This window comes from Cutibacterium modestum, from assembly GCF_008326345.1.
Lineage (GTDB): Bacteria > Actinomycetota > Actinomycetes > Propionibacteriales > Propionibacteriaceae > Cutibacterium > Cutibacterium modestum.
Map to the genome: position 1 here is coordinate 205,147 of NZ_BJEN01000001.1, position 20,162 is coordinate 225,308.

At 58.7% G+C, this 20,162-nt stretch carries 16 protein-coding genes and 1 pseudogene; 5 read left to right on the top strand and 12 right to left on the bottom strand.

Features of this window, described 5'->3' with window-relative positions; all coding sequences use genetic code 11:
* Nucleotides 1-101: 101 nt before the first annotated feature.
* From F1563_RS01075 to F1563_RS01090, 4 genes are all read left to right on the top strand, one after another.
* Nucleotides 102-722 (top strand): TetR/AcrR family transcriptional regulator, encoded by a 621-nt coding sequence (locus F1563_RS01075; protein WP_002526787.1) that lies wholly within the window; start codon nucleotides 102-104, stop codon nucleotides 720-722.
* Nucleotides 719-1,531, top strand: a complete 813-nt coding sequence (locus tag F1563_RS01080) for an ATP-binding cassette domain-containing protein (protein ID WP_002526788.1) — start codon at nucleotides 719-721, stop codon at nucleotides 1,529-1,531. Before F1563_RS01075 ends, F1563_RS01080 begins: the two co-directional genes overlap by 4 nt.
* Nucleotides 1,532-1,626: 95 nt before the next feature.
* Nucleotides 1,627-3,813: a YhgE/Pip domain-containing protein gene (locus F1563_RS01085; RefSeq protein ID WP_002526789.1), complete on the top strand. Its 2,187-nt coding sequence runs from the start codon at nucleotides 1,627-1,629 to the stop codon at nucleotides 3,811-3,813.
* On the top strand, nucleotides 3,810-4,199 hold the full coding sequence (locus F1563_RS01090) for a DUF3054 domain-containing protein (protein ID WP_002526790.1): 390 nt from the start codon (nucleotides 3,810-3,812) through the stop codon (nucleotides 4,197-4,199). Before F1563_RS01085 ends, F1563_RS01090 begins: the two co-directional genes overlap by 4 nt.
* A 62-nt stretch (nucleotides 4,200-4,261) precedes the next feature.
* Here the strand turns inward: F1563_RS01090 and F1563_RS01095 are convergent, their stop codons facing one another.
* The 4 genes and pseudogenes from F1563_RS01095 to F1563_RS13935 all read right to left on the bottom strand — a co-directional run.
* Nucleotides 4,262-5,896: an HAD-IA family hydrolase gene (locus tag F1563_RS01095; protein ID WP_149302524.1), complete on the bottom strand. Its 1,635-nt coding sequence runs from the start codon at nucleotides 5,894-5,896 to the stop codon at nucleotides 4,262-4,264.
* Entirely contained in the window at nucleotides 5,886-7,805 is a 1,920-nt protein-coding gene (locus tag F1563_RS13925) for a vitamin B12 dependent-methionine synthase activation domain-containing protein (RefSeq protein WP_002526792.1), read from the bottom strand. The genes F1563_RS01095 and F1563_RS13925 overlap by 11 nt, the downstream gene beginning before the upstream one ends.
* Nucleotides 7,738-8,313 (bottom strand): dihydropteroate synthase, encoded by a 576-nt coding sequence (locus F1563_RS13930; protein ID WP_230846213.1) that lies wholly within the window; start codon nucleotides 8,311-8,313, stop codon nucleotides 7,738-7,740. The genes F1563_RS13925 and F1563_RS13930 overlap by 68 nt, the downstream gene beginning before the upstream one ends.
* 207 nt (nucleotides 8,314-8,520) lie before the next feature.
* Nucleotides 8,521-9,359: pseudogene (locus F1563_RS13935) on the bottom strand (homocysteine S-methyltransferase family protein); the annotation flags it as partial.
* 51 nt (nucleotides 9,360-9,410) lie between these two features.
* Between F1563_RS13935 and F1563_RS01110 the strand changes: the two are divergent.
* Nucleotides 9,411-10,217, top strand: a complete 807-nt coding sequence (locus F1563_RS01110; protein WP_002546874.1) for a proteasome assembly chaperone family protein — start codon at nucleotides 9,411-9,413, stop codon at nucleotides 10,215-10,217.
* Nucleotides 10,218-10,231: 14 nt separating this feature from the next.
* On the opposite strand, the gene rpe is transcribed toward F1563_RS01110, so the two are convergent.
* The 8 genes from rpe to coaBC all read right to left on the bottom strand — a co-directional run bounded on the left by rpe (nucleotide 10,232) and on the right by coaBC (nucleotide 20,154).
* A complete protein-coding gene (gene rpe, locus F1563_RS01115) occupies nucleotides 10,232-10,903 on the bottom strand; it encodes a ribulose-phosphate 3-epimerase (RefSeq protein ID WP_002526796.1) in 672 nt (223 codons plus the stop codon).
* Nucleotides 10,904-11,291: 388 nt separating this feature from the next.
* Nucleotides 11,292-12,137 carry a CAMP factor family pore-forming toxin gene (locus F1563_RS01120; protein ID WP_149302526.1) on the bottom strand — a complete coding sequence of 282 codons (846 nt, stop codon included), beginning with the start codon at nucleotides 12,135-12,137 and terminating at the stop codon, nucleotides 11,292-11,294.
* A gap of 269 nt (nucleotides 12,138-12,406) precedes the next feature.
* Nucleotides 12,407-13,177, bottom strand: coding sequence for a hypothetical protein (locus F1563_RS01125; RefSeq protein WP_002526798.1), 771 nt, complete (start codon nucleotides 13,175-13,177; stop codon nucleotides 12,407-12,409).
* 116 nt (nucleotides 13,178-13,293) lie between these two features.
* Nucleotides 13,294-14,670 carry an RsmB/NOP family class I SAM-dependent RNA methyltransferase gene (locus F1563_RS01130; RefSeq protein WP_002526799.1) on the bottom strand — a complete coding sequence of 459 codons (1,377 nt, stop codon included), beginning with the start codon at nucleotides 14,668-14,670 and terminating at the stop codon, nucleotides 13,294-13,296.
* A complete protein-coding gene (gene fmt, locus F1563_RS01135) occupies nucleotides 14,667-15,614 on the bottom strand; it encodes a methionyl-tRNA formyltransferase (protein ID WP_002526800.1) in 948 nt (315 codons plus the stop codon). The genes F1563_RS01130 and fmt overlap by 4 nt, the downstream gene beginning before the upstream one ends.
* Nucleotides 15,615-15,632: 18 nt before the next feature.
* Nucleotides 15,633-17,642: a primosomal protein N' gene (locus tag F1563_RS01140; protein ID WP_036958215.1), complete on the bottom strand. Its 2,010-nt coding sequence runs from the start codon at nucleotides 17,640-17,642 to the stop codon at nucleotides 15,633-15,635.
* 46 nt (nucleotides 17,643-17,688) lie between these two features.
* Entirely contained in the window at nucleotides 17,689-18,882 is a 1,194-nt protein-coding gene (metK, locus tag F1563_RS01145; protein ID WP_002526803.1) for a methionine adenosyltransferase, read from the bottom strand.
* A 39-nt stretch (nucleotides 18,883-18,921) separates the two neighbouring features.
* Complete coding sequence (coaBC, locus tag F1563_RS01150) at nucleotides 18,922-20,154, bottom strand: bifunctional phosphopantothenoylcysteine decarboxylase/phosphopantothenate--cysteine ligase CoaBC (protein WP_002526804.1); 1,233 nt, start codon at nucleotides 20,152-20,154, stop codon at nucleotides 18,922-18,924.
* Nucleotides 20,155-20,162: the final 8 nt, after the last annotated feature.

Below are 20,162 nucleotides of genomic sequence, written 5' to 3' on the forward strand. Positions count from 1 at the left end.
ACCGATTTGGGCTAAACCTGTGAGGCGGATACCATCGGTATCCGATACCGGTGGTACCGCTGACGATCAATTCTGGACTCTTCGAAAGACGACAACTTGTAATGCCTGCTGCAGTAGAACGACCTCATCGCGATGAGGTGAGGAACCGAATACTTGCCGCAGCCGTCCAAAACTTTGAACGGGACGGCTATGCCGGTGCCAGTCTGCGACGCATTGCTTCGGACGCTGGGTTCACTAAGGGGGCGGTGTACTCCAACTTCGGATCCAAGCCCGATCTCTTTCGTCAAGTCTGCGCTGCGCGCCTTGCCAGCGGAGAGCGGGATGTTGTCGATGCCCTCTTCCCCGTCCTTTCCAGTTATGGGCGTCCTGATGACGTCATGCGCAGTATTAGCGAGAAGCTCACAGAGATCCTCCTGGAGGACGCCCCGTGGCAGGTGATTCTCGCCGAGTTCCGGGCCCTTGCCCGTCGCGATGAGGAGATCGCTGCGGCTTATTCCAAACTCCAAGCGCAGAGGATCGCCCAGCTGGTCGAATTGACGACCCAGTACGGTGTACTTGACCACGTCGAGTCTACTGAGACTGCCAACCCACGCAGTCTTGCGGTGGTTGTCCTCAGCTTGGTCAATGTGCTCGCCTTGGAGTTTTCTGTGGCAAGTTCAGTTATTGACCGGCAGGTCATTACCGATGTCATCGAACGTGCAATCAGGGGGTTTCTTCAGTGATCCGATTCTCGAAACGTCCTCCGGTCAACACCAAGGCCGTCGAGGACGCCTCGGGAGTGGTGCTCCACGCCCGCGACCTGAATGCTCAAGGACGCAAGGGGATGATCTTTGGCCCTCTCGATATGGACCTGGCGCCGCGACAATTGGCTGTCATCCACGGCCCTGCTGGTGCCGGCAAATCAGCGCTTTTGCTGGCACTGTGTGGGCGATTTCGTCGAACGAGGGGAACCCTCGTCATCGACGGAATCGATGCCATGGCAGAGCCCTACCGAGCTATCCAACGGACCTCTGTGGCTCGAATTGCTGACTATGTCGTACCTGAGGATCGTCTGACCCTTAATGAATCGGTCGCTGAGCGTTGCCACCTTGACGCCGTCAGCCTCAGGAAGGCCGAAAGCAGGGTACGCCAGATTGAAGAGATTGTCGGATTTCGCATCGATCACTCTTGCGAGTTCGAGCAGCTCGAAGCCATTGAACGTGCCGTAGCATCTGTAGCTCTGGCCATGCTGAGAGAGACCAAGGTGGTCGTCATTGACGACGCCGATGTCATGGTGCCGCATAACCAACAGAGGTTGCTGTTCGAGATGTTTTCGAAACTCACTGAACTCGACGATTCGACGATTATCGCGGCTACTGTCGATGATGACATGGCCCTACCCGGATCCCTGGATGTGGAGTTGCCGGCCCACAACCGTGTCCATGCTGTCAGGGATCTCCACACCAACGAGGATCCCGACGGTAACTCGCGAGATCCTGAAGCTCCCGAGGTGACTCAGGTTCCCTTCGAGGGCGATGAATACGAAACCTGAGGCCCCAAAAGGACTATGAGGCTTCTGATGACTAATCTGACAGTAACCCACCAACGGAAAGTGACCGTCCCGACGACTCCCCATGGAGATAACGCATGCTGACTCGATTCATAAGGCTCGTACAGTTCGAGTTCCGGCGTTTCAAGGGACGCTCTAAACTCGGCTTAATCTTTATTCTTGTAATTCCGTTGCTCTACGGCGGAATTTACCTTCACGCCAACTGGGATTTGTATTCCAATACCGACAAGATAAAGATCGCCGTTGTTAGCCATGACAGGCCAGCCATGTTTAGCGGACGTACAGTTAATGGCGGACAAGAATTCCAAGACACTTTGAAGAAAAACCCGCGGTTCGACTGGCAGTTCCTGGGAACCGACGAAGACAGGGCTTATCAGGGGCTTCGCGACGCGGAGTATTTCATGGTTATTGATGTACCTGAGGATTTTTCGACAAACATTGTGTCCGCGGGCGATTTCAGGCCCGCGCGGGCGACCCTCAAACTCCACCGTGATGACGCCAACGGGTTTATTATCGGCTTGTTGACCTCTCAGGTGCAGACTGCCTTGGAGCAGGCCCTGGATCAGAGTGTCTCTGAAACGTATTTCAATGCGCTCTTCGTTAACTTGGGTGTCATTAAGCAATCGCTTACAAAAGCTTCGGATGGGTCTGCACAGGTCGATAATGGGTTGAAGACCCTCGACGCCGGTATTACCGAGATGAATGACAAGGTGTTGGGCGCAACGAAGGCCGCGGGTGACTCCAGCTCGACCGTCAACCAGGTAAATTCTGCCTTGGCGAATTCCGACTCAGCTGCCGCGAAAACATCGAGTGCCGTCACTCAAACGCGTGTCGGTGCCCAAGCAATTAGCGGCGCAGCACAAAACGTCATGTCTGATTCTCAAGCCGTTAATTCAGCCATGGTCCCGCTTATTAATAACGTGACAAAAAACCTTCCTGCCTTACAAAAACAGGCCGGAAACCTCGTGGCAGCGACTGCTACGTTACGGAACCCCAATGGCGATTCTGTTGTTAAGATTCAGCACAATGTCACCGGGGCCGCTACTAAAGTATCTGCTCTCGTTGCGAAGCACCCTGAGCTTGCTGACGACCCGGATTATGTCGCCTTGGTAAAGCAGATTAACGGAGCTGCGAGTTCTACCACGACCGTGTCGTCCAACATCGCGGCAGTGGCGAATGTGTCGGCCGGTCTTAATCTGAGCCTCAACCAGCAGAATGCGGATACCCTAGCGAATAACGCGACTGCGGCACTGGGGCGACTCACCAAGGATGCTCAACAAGTCAATAACGGTTTGGAGGCGATTAACGGTGCCATGGACACCGCTGATTCGGCCGCTAAAGACCTCAATAAGGCCGTCAACGACGCCACTAACGCTGGTAGAACCTTCACCGCGAAGGCTCCTGAGATCGCGTCCGGCGTCATGCAGCTCAGCAATGGACTGGGACGACTCAAAGCCGGTTCGGACATGCTGTCTAAAGGCGCTACACAGCTTCACCAAGGTCTCGACTCCGGTGCCAAACAGATCCCCAGCCTATCCGACGATAAACGTTCCAACCTAGCCAATGTCATGAGCTCCCCCGTCGATATCGAGCAGACCGTCCTCCACTCCGCGAAGTATTACGGCCGTGGACTGGCACCGATGTTCTTCTCGATCGCCATGTGGATTGCCTGCATCTCGACGTTCCTTGTTGTGCGTACATTCTCCGGACGCGCGATGACGGGTAGGGCCAACAGCCTGTCGATCGCCCTGGTGGGCTTTGGTCCACTAGCCGTCATCGCTTTGGTAGGTGCATACATCATGGCTTTCGGCGTGTGGCTCACGTTGGGGCTAGACCCCGTCCATCCTTGGTACTTCATCGGGTTCGTGACACTGACATCTTTGTCGTGGATGATGTTGGCTTTCTGGATGAGGCTAATTTTTGGATCACCCCAAACCGCCATCTTCCTCATTCTTCTGGTACTCCAGTTGCCTACTTGTGGCGGAACCTTCCCCGTGACGATGCTGCCATCCGTCTACCAGAAACTGTCCATTATTATGCCGATGAAGTATTCGGTTGATGCTTTCCGGGTACTCATCTCGGGTGGACCGATGTCGACGTTAGCTCTTGGATTTGCTGTTGAGGGTGGCATTCTCGTCATCTCGATGATTATCACTTTGGGTCTTGTCCACCGTCACAAGCTGTTCCGTATGCGTGACCTGCACCCGCCGATGATCACCTCGACGTCTACCGCCGACTTTGCGTTCTCGGTGAGGCCGCGATGAATGACGAGTTGGCGTCTTCGTTAGTGCGCCGAGCGCTGGTCGCTGACGTTGTTTGCGTGATTCTCTTCGCAACGATCGGACGGGCCTGCCATGGTGAGGCGTTGTCACCGGGGGGTCTGCTTCGAACCGGAACGCCCTTTGTGCTGGGTCTTGCCGTCGGTTGGGTCATCGTCGTGACCGCGCGCATTGCGGCCTTGCGGTGGCTGGCTGGTGTGGTGTTGTGGGGGACCACCCTCATCGTCGGAATGGCGGTGCGGTACTTCACAGGCCAAGGCATCGCGGTGGCTTTTGTCATCGTTGCGGCAAGTTTCTTAGCTCTCACCCTCATCGGCTGGCGAGCCGTGGTGACAGCGATCCGATCGACACGACGCAAGAGACACACCTGACCGGAGGGTCGACGGGATTGTCTGCCGCCCCTCCTTTGCATGACGAAGTACGGATCGTTTCGTTACTTTTCTTCTTTGGGCAGCCGCCACTGATCGTGTTCAGTGATGTTGTGCGGACGCGGTCCGTGATAGTCAGGGCCGTAGGCTCCCGGAGCTGGGCGACGCTTGCGCATGGGTGCCGTTACCCCTGGGGCAAGCCGCCGTGAAATGACGAGGAATCCGGTATGGCCCGTCGTTCCGTGCGCTGGACGAATCGCCAACCCTTCAGCATGCCAGTCACGCGTCGTCGTCTCGGTAGCCGATGGCTCAGTCCATCCGCCAGCAGCACGAAGAGTATCCATGACGCGACCCATCTGAGTCGTTGTAGCGACGTAACAGCACAGCACGCCGCCAGGAACCAAGACCTTGCCCACCGTCTCGACGCATTCCCATGGCGCGAGCATGTCAAGAATGGCTCGGTCAATTGGCTCCGAGCTAATACCGGTGGCTAAGTCCGACACTTTGAGATCCCAGGTGGACGGAATCTCTCCGTAAAAAGACTCGACATTTTTGCGAGCGACATCAGCGAACTCCTGACGTCTTTCATACGAATGGAGGCGTCCGTTCGGGCCGATGGCGCGTAGCAGAGGGATCGATAGTCCTCCGGATCCCACACCGGCTTCTAGTACTCGGGCACCGGGAAAAATGTCGGCCCACATGGTGATCTGGGCTGCTTCCTTAGGGTAAATTATGGCGGCCTCGCGCGGCATTGACACCGTAAATTCGCTCAGGATCGGCCGCATGGCTAAAAAGTCCAAACCACCAACAGAGGTGACGACGACTCCCTGAGGTCCTCCGATGAGGTCATCATGGCGTACCGCACCTTTCGTGGTGTGGAAGACGCCGCCAGGCTGTAGAATGATCGAGTGCTTACGGCCCTTAGGGTCGGTGAGAGTGATCCGTTCACCAGCCCGTAGCACTCCCCCACCTCCGTTGGCTACCGGAGTGGCTGGTTCGTCAGCGAGATGCCAGAGGCTGACCACATCAGCCAACGACACGCCTGACAGGTCTAAACGATGAACTCGCCGTGGACCTGGGCCAACTTCGGCCAGTCCGGTGACGGTCAGCACCGCGGCGCCGGCCACGGTCGCCGAGGTTGCCCCCTGTGGGGAATCCTCGATAGCCAGACAGTCGGTGATACTGACGCCAAGACGCTCAGCGGCAAGGAGATAAGGGTCAGGGGCAGGCTTAGCTGTCTCCGGGGTGACATCGTCAAAGGTCACAACAGTGCCGAAAGGATTACCGATCCTTTCGGTCATGGCCGCCAATACCGGCTCGACAACAGCATGGGCAGACCCGGTGACGATCGCCATCGGAATACCAGCTTCGCGCATCTCGGTGAGAAGGTCCAAGACGCCGGGACGCCAGGGCACCTCACGTTCTCGATTGAACCGCGAGACCATGGTGATGAGCTCATGCCGGACCTCATCGACGGTCAGTGATCCACCCATGTCGGCAGTCATCGCCTTGCAGATGTCAATCAGTGGGCCTCCGGTGAACTCTTTGGCACGTTCAGGTTCCCACTTGACTCCATGCGAGGCGAGGATCGCCATTTCAGCCTCGGCCCACCGGAGCTCAGTATCGACGAGGGTACCGTCGAAATCCCACAAGACGGCGGCGAAGTGACTGGCGGTCGTGGGGTGCGTCTCACTTGGCATTGAAATAATTAGCCTCCGGGTGATGGACGACGAAGGCGTCAGTGGACTGCTCAGGATGGAGTTGGAACTCCTCCGACAGCTCCACGCCGATCCTCGTCGGGTTGAGTAGTTTCACCACCTTGGCGCGATCTTCGAGGTTCGGACAGGCGGCGTAACCGAAACTGTACCGGCAGCCACGGTACGTCTGGTGATTGATGGCGTCAGCCACCGAGGAGTCGGTGCCGTCAATGCCCAACTCATGACGTACCCGGGCGTGCCACATCTCTGCCAAGGCTTCGGTCAACTGAACCGACAAACCATGTAGCTCAAGGTATTCGCGGTAAGAATCGGCCTCAAAGAGGCGCTGGGTAGCAGCCGACAATGCCTTGCCCATCGTCACTAACTGGAAACCGATGACGTCGGGACCGTACGTGCCAGCCTCATCGGCGTCACGGAAGAAGTCAGCCAGGCAGAGCTTCCGCCCGTTGCTTTGGCGCGGGAACGTGAACCGCGTGAGTTCCAGGGAGGTGTCCTCGGGGTCCAGGACGATGAGGTCGTGGCCCTGAGAGAAGCATGGCCAGTAGCCATCGACGACGCCAAACTGGGCGAGGTTTTCCTGACGGATGCGGTCAAGCAGCAGGCGCAACCGTGGCCGAGCTACCTCGTTGACCATGCGGTCCCAGGACCCATCGATGCGTGATCCCTTGAGGCCCCAGCGGTCCATAAACGTCGCTCTCTCATCAAGCCAGACCAGCACGTCGGCTAGCGAGATGCCGGTTGAGACCCGAGAACCCCAGAATGGCGGGGTCGGGATCTCTACCGATCGGGGAACCGGGCGTGCGACGTCAGAGCGAGGGGCGTCCTCGTCAGTGATCGTTTCCTTGCTGTCAGCGGTGGGCTGGATTACCTTGAGACGACGGCGTCGAGGCTTCGGAAGTTCGGCTCCAGGAACCCCCTTCTTGACGGCCATGACCGCATCCATAAGACGCAGCCCTTCGAAAGCGTCCTTGGCATAACGCACCTCGCCCTCAAACAGATCGTTGAGGTCCTCTTCTACGAAGGTCCTCGTCAGGGCCGCACCACCGAGCATGACTGGGTATCTCGAAGCTAGTCCGGCGTGGTTGAGCTCCAGCAGGTTGTCCTTCATGACCATCGTCGACTTCACCAGCAAGCCGGACATGCCGATGACGTCGGCTTCATTGGTCTCGGCTGCCTCAATGATCGCCGCTACTGGCTGCTTAATGCCCAGATTGACGACGTGGTAGCCGTTGTTGGACACGATGATGTCGACAAGGTTCTTCCCAATATCGTGAACGTCGCCCTTCACTGTCGCCAGCACCAATGTGCCTTTGCCAGAGGCCTCGGACTTATCCATGTGAGGTTCCAAGTGGGTAACGGCAGCCTTCATGACTTCAGCTGATTGCAGCACGAAGGGCAGCTGCATCTTGCCCGAGCCGAAGAGGTCTCCAACCACCTGCATACCAGCTAGCAGGTCCTCGTTGGCGATGTCGAGGGCGGGTTTGGACACCATGGCCTCATCGAGATCGGCCTCCAGACCCTTAGCGTTGCCGTCAATAATGCGCTGTTTGAGCCGGTCGAACAGCGGCATGGCGGACAGCTCAGCTTCTCGCTCAGCGCGCATGGATGCGGCCGTCACGCCCTCAAAGAGTTCCAGGAAGCGGGCCAGAGGATCGTAATCGGCGCGACGGCGATCGTAGACAAGGTCAAGCGCAACCTCGCGCTGCTCATCAGGGATACGGTCGATCGGCAGGATCTTCGCGGTGTGGACGATGGCCGAATCCAGGCCAGCTTTGACGGCTTCGTGAAGGAAAACCGAGTTGAGGACGATCCGTGCGGCCGGATTAAATGTTTGAGACGCCGAGGGTGGTGCGCACGCCCGGATAACGCTTCTTGATCGCAGCGATGGCATTAATAGTCTCTAAACCGTCGCGTCGAGTTTCCTGCTGACCAGTCGCGATAGGGAAGGTCAGGCAGTCGACGAGGATGTCCCCGATGTCCATACCCCAAGCGCCGACAAGATCGTCAATGAGACGAGACGCCACTCTCACCTTCCACTCGGCAGTTCGAGCCTGACCCTCCTCATCAATGGTCAAGGCGACAACTCCGGCACCGTTCTCCACGACCACTGGCATGACGCGTTGGTAGCGTGAACCAGGGCCATCGCCATCCTCGAAGTTCACCGAATTGATGACGCAGCGACCGGGAAGGTGCTCCAGACCGGCAGCCAGCACGCCTGGTTCGGTGGAATCCAGGATGATTGGCAAGGTACATGCAGTAGCTAAACGGGCCGACAACTCTGACATGTCCGAAACGCCGTCGCGCCCGACGTAGTCAACGCACAAATCAAGTAAATGGGCACCATCGCGGGTTTGGGCTTTGGCAATGTCGACGCACTCGTCCCACTTCTGAGCCAACATGGCCTCACGGAACGCCCTGGAACCGTTGGCATTAGTGCGTTCGCCGATGGCCAGATAAGCGGTATCCTGACTGAGCGGGACGTCGCTGTATAAAGAAGCAACGGCATCGACGTGGTGAATGTTTCGCTCAGGAACCGGTCGACCGGACAACCGCTCCGCAATGGCCCGGGTATGATCGGGAGTGGTACCACAGCAGCCACCGACGACGGCCAACCCGTAGCGATCGACGTATTCGTCAAGAACTGAGGCCAGGTCATCGGGGCCCAGCGGGTAACGCGTCCCTCCCCCGTTATTTCAGGCAAGCCAGCATTTGGCATGCACATGATCGGCACTCGAGCACCACGAGACAAGGTGCGCAGATGCTCGGCCATTTCGGCAGGGCCGGTGGCACAGTTGAGACCGATGGCGTCGACGCCAAGGGATTCCAACACTGTCAAAGCGGCACCGGTTTCTGACCCCATGAGCATGGTTCCGGTCGTCTCCACCGTGAAATCAACGAGGACGGGCAGATCGACTTTGTGCGCAGCGGCAGCACGATGGGCGCCGATGATCGCAGCGCGAGCCTGCAGCAGATCCTGGCAGGTTTCGATCTGGACGCCGTCGATACCGGCGTCGATCATGGCCTCAATGACTTGCTGGTAGACGTCACGGATTGCGGCGAAACCGATCTGGCGCAGGGTAGGCAACTTAGTGCCCGGGCCGATCGACCCGACGACGTAACGCGGCTTGTCGGTGCGCTTATCAGCGGCTTCCCGGGCTAGTTTCGTAGCAGCTGATGCGAGTTCGCTGGCTCGAGAAGCAATCCCGTAGTCGGTCAGTGCGGGCAGGTTAGCGCCGAAGGTGTTGGTCTCGATGATGTCGGCCCCGGCGTCCAGGTAGGCGTCGTGGATTCCGGAGATGACGTCGGGGCGGGTGACGTTGAGGATTTCATTACAGCCTTCGAGCCCCTGGAAGGCATCCATCGTCACATCGCTGCTCTGCAGCATCGTGCCCATTGCGCCATCGATGATGAGAACGTTCTGGGACAGAGCGGTGCGAAGGGTCATGGGCCTCAGCCTAAGGCGCGGGCTAGCCTTAGGGGCATGCGATTTCGACACATGGACCGGCCATGGGTCGTTGTGGCCTTTAGCGGCTGGAACGACGCCGGCTCGGCCGCTACCCAGGCGGCGACTCTCATCGCTGAGTATTCCGAGGCGAAGGTGTGGCGCACGATTGACGGCGAGGTGTTTCACGACTTCCGCCAAACCCGTCCCGCCATCACTGTTATGAACGACCTCGAGATCGTCAATTGGCCGAGTACTGCCATTAGGGTCGGAAGATGGCAGGGCCATCCCATCGTTGTCGTCGATGGACCTGAGCCGAGTCTGCGCTGGCGTACGTACTGTTTCCGGCTGCTGCGATGGCTACGCAAGCTCAAGCCGGCTGGCCTCATTGTCCTTGGCGCAATGGCAACCGACGTCGCCCACACGCGACAGCTCCCAGTCATGGTCTCTGCCACCGACCCCAACCTCATCAACGAATTGGGGGCGGAAAAACTCGAATACGACGGGCCCACTGGCATCCCCTTTGTCCTCGTTACAGAGGCGCGTCGCCACGAAATGAATGCTATCGGCCTATGGGTGGGGGTGCCGCAATATGCCTGCGAGTCGCCCTGTCCTCCCGCCACGCAGGCCCTTTTGGTGCGGATCGAGGAACTTACTGGGATTGCGGTCCCACAGGCTGGGATTGAAGAGGATAAGCGAGATTGGGTTGCCGCAATTGACGAAGCCGTAGTCGACCACCCTGAGCTGGCCGAATACATTGCAGCATTGGAAACCGAGCAGGATGCTGCTCTCTCGGAGGGGCTGACGGGAGATGTCCTCGCGGTCGAGTTCCAGTCCTACTTACGCCACCGCGGGCACTAAAAAGTGTCCGGCTGTCAATGGGCACACGCCTGGGCAGCTGAAGCCTGGTTGCGCAATGAGGTGACGACCTGATTGGGATCGTCGGAACGGTAGACCGCGGAGCCTGCTACAAAGGTGTCGGCTCCTGCTTCGGCGGCGCGTTCGATGGTTTCAGCTGAGACGCCACCGTCGATTTGCAACCAGATATCCGCACCCGCAGCGTCGATGAGCTTGCGAGCCTTGCGGATCTTGGAAAGCACTGGGTCAAGGAATTCTTGGCCACCAAAGCCAGGTTCGACTGTCATGAGGAGGATTTGGTCAAACTCGGTCAGGATATCGGCGAGTTGTTCGATTGGGGTTGCCGGGCGCAGAGCTACCGAAGCGCGTGCCCCCATCGACCGAAGCTCACGGGCGAGTTTGATGGGTGCGGTAGTGGCCTCCAGGTGGAAGGTGACCGATTGGGCTCCGGCCTCGACGTACTGAGGTGCCCACCTGTCGGGATCTTCAATCATGAGGTGAACGTCAAACATGAGATCGCTGGCCGGACGCAAAGATTCCACGAAGGGTGCTCCCATCACCAGGTTCGGTACGAAATGACCATCCATGACGTCGATGTGCAGACCGTCAGCTGACGGGATACGCCCCACCTCACCAGCGAGGTTGGCCAGATTGGCGTTAAGGATTGACGGCGTAATGCGAACTGTCATGGTGCCAGCCTAGAGGTTTGGATAGGCGTAAAGGGGGCTCACCATGCCAAGAGGTCGTCCCACCGTCCCGGATGGTCTTTGTCGTGATGCTGTATTCCGGTTGATAACGAGGGAGACACGTCAATCGTTGACTATCGACACCGGCTCGATTGAAGGACCACAGATGATTGCCTGACAGGTAAACCCGTCCGACCTTGACTAGATCGGGCGAATTTATCAAGAGGTTAAACGCGATTTGACTTCTGCATAGTGCATCGTTACGCCTATGACTCACGGCCACACTTCGTTTATGGCAAGGGCGTTAATAAGACTGTGCTAGGCGGGCAGTCTCATACACACGATCCTCGGGACCACGACAGCGGTCCCGAGGATCGTCTTGGATTGGGTATCAGGCAACAGCCACGGGAGCGCTGGCAGCTGGCATGCAGAAGGACGGAGAAGCCGGAGCGCCTTCCTTATTGGGGGCCTTGAGGGCATCTTGGTAGGCGATCTTGAGCTCCTTGATGGCTTGGTCGACATCGGCGACCCGAACCCATGCGTTGCCACGGACCTGTCCAGCCCTGCTGATAGCACGGTTGAGCAGACGAACGGTGACCTTGTCCTTGTAGTCGACGACGCAGGTGTTGCGATCGAAACGGACCTGTATTATCAGGCGGCCCAGCTTGGCGCGGACGAACTTGGTGGCAACGTCGGTCGGCTTGAGATCGGGCATGGCCTGAGCTGTGGCGAGGGCTTTCTTGAGAGCCGCCACCTCGTCGGTCAGCTGGGCAGGAGTGGAATCAATGGTGATCAGCACGTTGATAGCGTGAGCGATTTCCAGGAGGACGGCAGAATGCGCGTTCTGCACTTTGTCCTGAAGGGTGAGGGTGGCAGTGTGCGTGGTGTCGCACATGGCCAGGAACAACTCAACGCGAGCCGGGACGGTCTTAGCGAAGGCGATGACGCCCTTGACGATTTTCTCGAGCTGAGCCTTAAGCGCCATGGCCTGCTTCAGGAGGTCGGAAATGGTGTCGATGACCTCCTTCGGAGACATGGAAGCCTTGGCGACCTTGAGATCGCTGGTGAGCGACGTGATACGACCATTGACATCGTCGAGCAGCTTGCGTGCGTCACCGGTGTTACTTGATGCGGCGGGAACAGCCGGAATGGCAGCCTGAGCCGCAGGAGTGGAAAGGGCGGCTGGAATCATCAAAGCACCGGCAACCAATGGGGCGGTGATGAATTTGATTCTCATAAACTTTTCCTCCTTAGCAACGATTTGTCCGCGACTTCGGACCAATTTGACCATGCCAGATGAGGCTGAACTGTGAGAATGAAAAACCTGTCTATGCGCCAAAAGACACCATCATATAGACCAAAGAACTTCACGGGATGACGCGAGCTAACTTTTGTGCTACATGCTGTGGCATGTAGCACTCGAGTGACGCTCGCAAGAGGTCCCCGGCGACCGTATCCGGACAATGGCGTGGCTGCCCAAAATTCAGGGCAACCACGCCCCCGGTCTCACTTTGCGTCGATACCTAGTGCGTTGAGAGCCGACTTCAGCGTGGATTGGGCTGTTTGGGCATCTTGCGCAGCTACTTGGATCATCTGATCATCGTTGAGCCACACATATGCCTGATAAGAGGACATCTTAGGTCCGTTGCCGCTTGAGCTCACGGTTGTGTAAAGGGATGCCTTTTTAGAGATGTCCTCGTAACCCTTGATTGGGGTGAGCTTCATAATCATCGCCGTCTTGCTACCCTGCAAGTCCATGGCCACATGACCGCACTTAGAAAATTGCTTGTCCTCGGTTTCGAACGCCTTCTTCTGGCGACTCGACATGGCCGTATTGAGGGTGACAGTGGTCGGTGCCGACTGGTCACTACCAATTGCGGAAACAATGTTGTTGATCTCCCCGTCAGTGACGCTGGCGATACTCTGTTTGAGGATCTTTCCGCATTCCACGGGGGAAATTTTGGCCTGACCGATGACTTTGGTGACTTGGTTCATCTGGGCGGCGATCTGAGAATTGTCCAAGATGGTGAACGTTTGGTTGTTGATCTTCTTACTCGAGATGGCCTTGGTGAAGTCATCCTGGCTGAGGTGCTTTGGTGCCTTAGTCTGCTTGTGCTTGGTGGGCGTCGGGGACGCTGTGACTGACGTCGAGGAACGTGTGACGGTGGTGCCAGCGGGCGTATTGGTGGATGATGAATTGCTCCCACACGCGACAAGACCGACGGTCATCACGCCAGCCATGCCGAGCAGACAGGTCTTCATCAATGCTGTGGTCATTCTGAGATCTCCTAATACAGACGTGCTGCGGGTATCCGTAACTTGACGCTCCGCATCCCGGTTGGGGCAATCTAATCATGGGTTGCGGTCATAGACCCCAGGTGTGGTGCAAAGTGTCATGATGCTTCTGACTCGTTGCGTTTGCGCAACAGCGCGCAGAACATAGCATCGGTACCGTGGCGGTGGGGCCACAGTTGGATGGTGTTGGAGTTTCCAGATGCAGCGATGTTAGGAATATCGGGGAGCATGGCGGGAGCGTTGAGGACGTCGACAGGTAAGGTAGCGCGCGCAAAATTAATGATGTCGATGGTTTCGGCTCGATGCGGTGAACAGGTAACGTACCCAACGACCCCACCTGGTCGGGTGAGGTTTACCGCTGAGGTGAGAAGCCGGCGTTGAAGCTGGGTCAATTCCTTGACATCAGTAAGGGTACGACGCCACCGCGCTTCTGGGCGTCGCCGTAAGGATCCCAGACCCGAGCACGGGACATCAGCAAGAACGGCGGCAAAGGACTGCGCTGGAAGTGGCGGGCGTGTGCCGTCGGCAGTCATTACGCGATGGTTACCCGGGATGGGCTTGAGGGCTTTCGCAACGAGATCGGCACGATGCTCATGCAGTTCCACCGCGGTCAGACTGCTGTCACGCTGGTTCGCAAGTCCAGCCAGCAGCGCGGATTTTCCGCCCGGGCCGGCACACAGATCAAGCCACGGGCCGAGGCAGCCACTCGCCTCAGCTGCACGCAGCAGGGCCAAGACGACCAGCTGGGACCCCTCATCTTGTACGCCAGCCCGGCCCTCACGCACCGCAGCGACCTCCGACGGGTTTCCGGGACGTGCAACTCCCCACGGGGAATATCGAGTTGGAGTCCCGGAGGCTATTTCGGCGCGCTCAGCGAGCCCGGGACGAACGACCAAGGTGGGGACTGGCGGTTCGTTGTCGGCCAGTAAGGCGTCTTCCACTTCATTAGGACCCAGACGGTCCTGAAAAGCTTCGACGATCCAAGTGGGGTGAAGGGTGCGCAACGCCAGGACATCGACGGCGTTGCGCCCGCCGATCTCGGTGGCCCACTCGTCAAGGCTATGGGTACTGATACGACGCGATACTGCGTTGACAAGGCCGGTGACGCGCTCCCCAATGACTTGACCAGCGAGATCGACTGACGATGCGACGGCAGCCCTCGTCGGTACCCTCATGGCCAGGATCTGATGTGCCGCCATGCGCAACATCACCCGAACCCCCGGCTGGAGTTTAGTGGGATTTCGGCGGGAAGCTACCTCAATGATGCGGTCCCAGGTACCCGTCCCCCGAGAAGTTCCATCCACCAGTTCAGTGACAAATGCCGCATCGCGCCCGGTCATCTTGGCAGCGCGCAATTGATCTGCCAGAGCCAGGTTGGCATAGGCACCATGAGTCTCCACCGCTAACAGGGCGGTATAGGCCAGTCGTCGCGCCGGGTCAGCCTTACGACGCTTCTGATGCGGACACTGATTCATCGCAGTCTAGTTCCGGCGTCAATGTGAGCCCCGCGAGCCCAATCAGTCCCATTTATGGCCTTTTTCCCAAAGGCTTGCACCTGCAACAGTTCGAGGGGCTGCGAGCCAGTACCAAGGAATAACTTCTTTCGGGTTGCGACGAGTTGACCAGGTTGAGCCGTCGCCACAGAGTTCGGGACGTCGTCCCCAGTTTCAACGAAGCGGGTCTGCAGGATTTTGAAACGCTTGTCGTCTAACTTAGCCCACGCCCCTGGCGCCGGGGACGCACCTCGGACGAGGTGGTCGATCTCCTCAGCGTCAGCAGTGACGGCGATTCGGACGTCACCGGGATGGATTTGTGGAGCGATTGTCACTCCCTCAGCAGACTGTGGTGTTGGCTCGACCCCAGCTTCAATGTCCTCAAGGGTCGCAATAACAAGAGGCGTTGCAGTACATGCAAGCTCGTCAAGAAGCTCACCGGCGGTCGTCGTCGCGCCAATAGGCACCCTCATGGTGCGGTACACCGGGCCGGCATCAAGGCTTTCAACCAGCCGAAAGACGCAAGCGCCCGTTTCCTCATCTCCTGCCATGATGGCCCGCTGCACGGGAGCGGCGCCACGCCACCGCGGCAGAAGAGAAAAGTGGAGGTTGATCCAGCCATATCGTGGTACTGCTAGCAGATCGGCGGGGATGAGGCCTCCGTAGGCGACGACGACTGCGGCATCGACGTTGAGGGACGCGATAGCGTCGTGACCTTCGCCGGATTTCACGTTTATCGCCCTGATAACGGGGATACCAAGTTCCTCGGCCTTCTCGGCGACCGGGCACGGACGCGGAGTGCGGTGGCGTCCCACTGGTGCGTCAGGCCGGGTCAGGACAGCAGCTACCTCGTGCCGGGGATCGGCTGCCAAGGCCGCCAGCGTGGGGACGGCCACGTCCGGGGTACCAGCAAAAAGAAGTCTCACAACGCAAGCCTATCGGTCTCACAACAGGTTGGCTGGGTCGATAACGACGCGCAGACTGCCCGGCTCGTGGTCCATAGTGTGCTTGGACCGTAGCCGGAACAGTTTCTGGGAAAGTTCGGCGAGAGACATCGTGCCACTAGGACGCACGATGACCTGGTCCCGCTCCGATTCTCCGGCACGACGCTGTTGGGGAGTTGGGCCAAGTACCTCTAGGTCGGCCCCGAACCACTCGCGTAGCCGCTGTGCTGCCGATGCCACCGCTTTCGGGTTACCGTCGACAATTCCACACGCTACCGCGGGAGGAAAACGTGCCTCTCGACGATCGGCGAATTCACGTGTCGCCCATCCGATAGGGTCATTTCGAACCATGGCCTGTAAAGCGGCGTTTTCGGAAGGACCGACGACGACTGCCCGGCCTCCGTCCCGAACTGATCGGACTAAGGACAGGATTGTCATCCACCGATCAACGGTCTGCTCCACCGTTGCCAGGCCGGGCCTCGACAACGAGGACACCGCGTCCAAGATGACAACACAGGCATAGCCCGATTCCGGTGCGGGTTCAGCCCCTGGAGTGGCAACAACCAATCGGGGAGTCGAATCGACGCTCTCCCGAACGTGATTACCGGACGAATCCACCACCGGGACGTCTGGAAATGCCCGGCCTAATTCCGCGGCAGTCGTCGTCGCTCCCACAATGCCTGACCGCACTTCAGTAGAACCGCATTCTGGGCAGCGCCACGCAGGTAAGTGACTGCCGCACCAGGTGCAATGGAGATCGACCCCAGATTCAGTTCGCCGCCCGATAACCGGTCCACCGCACGAAAAGCATCGCACTGGTGTTCGGCAGCGTGGGCATGATGGGGAGACGAGATCGCCGACTCGCGGAACAGAAACCAGAACAGGCCCACGCAACAATCCATCACGAATAGCCGTCATGGCAAGGTCGGGGACCCGAACTAATCGCGCCAACGGATCACGTTCTATAGCGATATCAGAATCACCAGGAATGCGAACCTGCGCACAGACTGCCCGCATCGTCGGGCGGTCAGCGCCGATGCCGACGAGCCATCCTGACTCTAACCACGAGGCGCTACGAACTGAACAAGAATAGCTCGCCAATAACAAAGCACAGTGATCAATCTGAGCCCGCAGCGCAGCCACATCGCGGGTATTCGGGTACGGAGCTCGTGGCTCGTCATGGAGGTCGGAGCCTTCATCCCAGACAGCGATCAACCCCAGATCTGCCATCGGTGCCATGACGGCCGAGCGCGTCCCTACAACGATTTTCGCTGTACCACGAATGACTGCCAGATAGTGACGCCAGCGCGTCGATGCTGGTTGATCAGCGTGGAGCACCGCGACGGTCCCAGGTCCTAAAACAGCTTGGAATCTCGCGTGCAAGGTGGCGACGTCGTCAACCGTCGGGCAACACACCACAGCGCTGCGTCCAGAGGCCACGGTGGCGCAGACCGCTTGTAGTAGCCCGTTGCTCCAATCTCCGAGGCGATCATCGTCTCCCGGGCCGCATACCGGGGTAACTCGCCAGTGGGCTCGAGGGCGTTCTCCGGCCTTAAGCAGCCCAAGGAAGTGGCGGCCCCGGCTTAGGGCCATCAAGGTCCCAGCCGGCATCGTAGGTGTCGGTGTTGGCCACGGTGGAGGATTGGCAGCCTCTGTCGTAGCGTGCCGGGTGGGGACAGCCCACCTGAGCACTTCGTCCAAGGTGCCTGCCCAGTGGTCGGCTACATGACGGGCCAGGTTGAGCTGGTCTGGCGTAGCAACAACCTGGCCGGATACCAATTTTTCAACTGGGGCCAATGTGACTCCAGGCTCTTGCTCATGGTCCACCCCCACGACGACGCCGTCACACCGTCGACCGGCGAGTTTGACCCGCACCCGCACTCCGACTTGGACTCGATCGACGAGATCGTCGGGGATCAGGTAGTCGAAAGGACGGTCGAGGTGGGCCAGACCGGAAGAGACGACAACATGGGCGATCCATGACGTCGTTTCCAATAACGGTTCGGTCATAGGGCAGATGTTACGGCCCACCACCGACGGCGCCGCGGTAGTTCTCTCAGAGACGCGCGGCCGCAGCCAAGGCTTCGGCGCGGTTCGTCAGTTCCCAAGTAGCACCCGGCAACTCGCGACCGAAATGACCACCAGCGACCAGCTGGGAATAGATCGGCCGTAGCAGGTCAAGATCCGCGATGATCGCACCGGGTCGCAGGTCAAAAACCTCACCGACGGCGCGCTCGATGACAGCCTCAGGCACGTGATTGGTGCCAAACGTGTCGATACGGAATCCTACCGGGCGAGCAGTACCAATGGCGTAGGCAACCTGGCACTCGCAACGATCAGCTAGACCCGCTGCCACGACATTTTTGGCTACCCAGCGCATCGCGTACGCTGCGGAACGGTCGACCTTAGACGGGTCCTTTCCGGAGAAGGCACCTCCCCCATGACGCGCCATCCCGCCATAGGTGTCGACAATGATCTTGCGACCGGTCAGTCCGACGTCGCCCATCGGGCCACCGATGACGAACTTGCCAGTCGGGTTAATGAGCACCCGTATGTCTTTATGATCGAGGTCGTAACGATCCAGCACCGGCTCGATCACGAGACGACGTAGATCGGGGGTCATCGTCGCATCCAAATTAATTCCTGCACGATGCTGGCTCGACACGACGACGGTGTCCACCGCTACGGGCTTCTCGTCCTCGTCGTAGCGAATCGTTACCTGGGTCTTGCCATCGGGGCACAGATACTCCAGCGCACCTTCCTTGCGGACCTTTGTCAGCTGCAAGGACAGCGCATGGGCCATGTCGATAGGCAGCGGCATGAGAGAAGAAGTTTCGGTACACGCATAGCCGAACATCAAGCCCTGGTCCCCGGCCCCCTGGGTGTCAATAACGTCTGTGGAACCATGACGAGTCTCATAGGCCGCAGTCACCCCTTGGGCAATGTCAGGGCTCTGCGCATCGATCGCGACCGAAACGCCGCAGGAGGCACCGTCAAAACCTTTGGAGGACGAATCGTAGCCGATATCAAGAATGCGGGAGCGAGCAATGCCAGCGATGTCGACGTAGGCTTCGGTGGTGACTTCGCCGCAGACCATCACCTGCCCGGTCGTCACCACGGTTTCCACGGCAGCGTGAGAATGGGGGTCCTCGGCCAACATGGCATCAAGGACAGCGTCGGAAATGGCGTCGGCAATCTTGTCCGGATGGCCTTCCGTCACTGATTCCGATGTGAACAGACGAGTGGGCATGGCGTTTCCTGTCCGCGCGGCCACAAGCCGCGCATTGTGTTACTGAGTAGCCAGCAGCGCGTGGACCTCGTCGAGGATGACGACAGCTGCCTGCGACTTCGATCCGGTGATACGACGACCCGGCCCCTGCTGGTTGACCACGGTTACGTCGGTGCCGACCTTGCCGAACACTTTTCCGCCGCTCACATCGTTAACGACTAAAAGGTCGCAACCCTTGCGTGCGAGTTTGGCTTGGGCCAGCTTCAAGAGCTGGTTATGGTCTGGTGCCGTCTCGGCGGCAAATCCGACGACGACCCTGTTCTGTATCGATTGGGAACAGATACGGGCCAACACGTCGGGAGTCTGATGAAGGTGGAGGGTCATCGTTGCGCCTGTGGCGTTGTTCCCCTCGTGCTTTTTGATCTTGGTGTCGGCAGCGACCGGCGCGAAGTCAGCCGCAGCAGCAGCTTGGATGACAACATCCGCCTGCCGAGCCAGGTCGTCCATGGCATCGGCAAGGTCTTCGGTGCTATCAATGCGAGTAATTTGCACGCCCGACGGCATGACGACGTCAGTGTGAGCAGCGACAATGTGGACATCGGCTCCGCGAGCAGCTGCAACTTGAGCGATAGCCCTGCCCATTCGACCCGACGATGAATTACCGAGGTAACGCACCGGATCGATGGCTTCTCGGGTGCCGCCCAGGGAGACGACGATGCGTTTTCCAGCGAGATCCTGCTGAGCCATGGCGGAGGCACATTCTGGCGCAGCGATAAGAAGGTCAACGAACTCTGCAATCTCGTCAGGGTCAGGCAGACGCCCCGGGCCCGAGTCACGACCGGTAAGGCGTCCAGAAGCGGGGTCCTTAACGACAATGCCATGGCGACGAAGGGTCGCGACATTATCAACGGTAGCTGCGTTATGCCACATACCAGTGTGCATAGCGGGTGCGAGCAGCACTGGCGCTGAGGTGGCGAGAACCGTCGCAGTCAGGAGGTCATCGGCATGGCCCCCCGCAATGCGTGCCATGAGATCGGCAGTTGCTGGAGCCACCACGACAACGTCGGCACGCTCAGCCAAGCGGACATGCTCCACGCCGGGAACGTCGTCGAAAACTTCGGTGTGGACCGGATGTCCGCTCAGTGCCTCCCAGGTCGGGCTCCCAATGAATTCGAGGGCGGCTCTAGTAGGGACTACGTGAACCTCATGGCCGGCCTCAGAGAGGAGCCGCGAGAGCAGGCATGCCTTGTAGGCGGCTATGCCTCCCCCGATACCGAGAACGACGACACTCACGCCGGACT

Bases quoted from the DNA above. Each gene is read 5' to 3' on its own strand.
- F1563_RS01075 (WP_002526787.1), top strand. From the start codon at position 102: ATGCCTGCTGCAGTAGAACGACCTCATCGCGATGAGGTGAGGAACCGA.
- F1563_RS01085 (WP_002526789.1), top strand. From the start codon at position 1,627: ATGCTGACTCGATTCATAAGGCTCGTACAGTTCGAGTTCCGGCGTTTC.
- F1563_RS01090 (WP_002526790.1), top strand. From the start codon at position 3,810: ATGAATGACGAGTTGGCGTCTTCGTTAGTGCGCCGAGCGCTGGTCGCT.
- F1563_RS01095 (WP_149302524.1), bottom strand. From the start codon at position 5,896: ATGCCAAGTGAGACGCACCCCACGACCGCCAGTCACTTCGCCGCCGTC.
- F1563_RS13925 (WP_002526792.1), bottom strand. From the start codon at position 7,805: ATGCCATCGCTGCGATCAAGAAGCGTTATCCGGGCGTGCGCACCACCC.
- F1563_RS13930 (WP_230846213.1), bottom strand. From the start codon at position 8,313: ATGTTGGCTCAGAAGTGGGACGAGTGCGTCGACATTGCCAAAGCCCAA.
- F1563_RS01110 (WP_002546874.1), top strand. From the start codon at position 9,411: ATGGACCGGCCATGGGTCGTTGTGGCCTTTAGCGGCTGGAACGACGCC.
- rpe (WP_002526796.1), bottom strand. From the start codon at position 10,903: ATGACAGTTCGCATTACGCCGTCAATCCTTAACGCCAATCTGGCCAAC.
- F1563_RS01120 (WP_149302526.1), bottom strand. From the start codon at position 12,137: ATGAGAATCAAATTCATCACCGCCCCATTGGTTGCCGGTGCTTTGATG.
- F1563_RS01125 (WP_002526798.1), bottom strand. From the start codon at position 13,177: ATGACCACAGCATTGATGAAGACCTGTCTGCTCGGCATGGCTGGCGTG.
- F1563_RS01130 (WP_002526799.1), bottom strand. From the start codon at position 14,670: ATGAATCAGTGTCCGCATCAGAAGCGTCGTAAGGCTGACCCGGCGCGA.
- F1563_RS01140 (WP_036958215.1), bottom strand. From the start codon at position 17,642: ATGACCGAACCGTTATTGGAAACGACGTCATGGATCGCCCATGTTGTC.
- metK (WP_002526803.1), bottom strand. From the start codon at position 18,882: ATGCCCACTCGTCTGTTCACATCGGAATCAGTGACGGAAGGCCATCCG.